We start from the raw sequence: 1309 nt of genomic DNA, 5'->3' as shown, positions 1-1309 counted from the left end.
GACTATGTTTATAACTCTGTATGCATGATGCTAGCAGTCTGGTTTATGAACCTCATACCATTCGGACATGCATGCTCTAAACTAGATAAAGGAAGATCATTATGAAAATTGAGCTAAAACTTTTGTGCCTTTTAGGCTTAGCTGGATGTACTACAACCCCACTTGAAGTAAACCAATATGAACGCCCAATCACTTCACATGAAACTAGTATTTATTTTACAAATGAAACCCCAATGCCCGCCCATACAGCATGGCAAGGTTCTCAAGGGGCTAAAAATCTACTAAATAATTTTTCGTCTTGTGAGACTGCTAGTGATTCTAATGAAGTAACTGTTAATCAGAAGAAATTTAAGAGCTCTACCAAGTGCCACTTAGATCTTCTTTCAAATAGTGATTCAGAAACTTTCATCAGAAGTTTAAGTGGGTCAACTAAAGGACAATTACTAACAAGTAGCTTAAGTGCTGAAGGTCAGTCATATGAAGTTACTATGCTGTGGTCAAAACACACTTGGATGGGTAGTCCTGATGAAGATGAATTAGATTCTGCAAAATATCAAATTGGGGTGGGTGCTAAGATAATCGCAAAGATTTATAACATTAAAGCAGGAGTTGATTTAGCTGACCTTGCAGGTTTAGCTGCATCTGCGGAAATGAGTAACTTAACAGGCTCAATTACTTTTAAAAGAATAGGTATTAATGGCAAGTTATCTGAAATTATTCTACCTGGGTTCACAGATACTCTGGATACTGATGCAGTAATAAATGCTGTACAAAGTATGCAAAAAATACAACTTCTTTTGCATTCAGATAAAGATGTAACGATTAAACCCTCTGTTTTAGGGTACGTTTTACCTAAGCAAGAAGAAATAGAGAGTGAAGCTTTAGGCTGGTTATATATAGGTCATTATCCTATAGATACTAGCTTACTAGTACCACAGTTTAAGATAAAAAGCCTTACGAATTCTAAAGTCAAAGAATTACAAGGCACAACTATTAAAGTAGATACTGAAAAAAATATACGAGCTGATAAGCCAAGGTTTCCATATTATTCGGTTTCCCAAGCTGTAGCAAAGGTACCTGCTGATTGTAAGCTTTTAATAAATCAGATTGATAGCGTAGGCAATAACAAGTATTGGGCATTTGTTTCTGCTGTTGATGATTGCGACTTGTAAAGTCCCACAAATGACTAATAGAAGCTAACCCAAAAACTCGACTTTCATTTAATTAAGCCTAGAAACTGTTCATTTACTTTACTAAGTATCCGTTACTGGGCTTAAATCTGCTTTTTAAAATTAATGACTATTACTAG

General features: G+C 35.4%; 1 protein-coding gene. It reads left to right on the top strand.

Annotation, left to right across the window (positions count from 1 at the left end):
- The first annotated feature begins 101 nt into the window (after positions 1-101).
- Complete coding sequence (locus tag L1D51_RS21450) at positions 102-1172, top strand: hypothetical protein (protein WP_239964833.1); 1071 nt, start codon at positions 102-104, stop codon at positions 1170-1172.
- Positions 1173-1309: the final 137 nt, after the last annotated feature.

This window comes from Pseudoalteromonas shioyasakiensis (assembly GCF_022398475.1).
Classification (GTDB): Bacteria; Pseudomonadota; Gammaproteobacteria; order Enterobacterales; family Alteromonadaceae; genus Pseudoalteromonas.
This window is presented reverse-complemented; position numbering and strand designations above follow the sequence as displayed.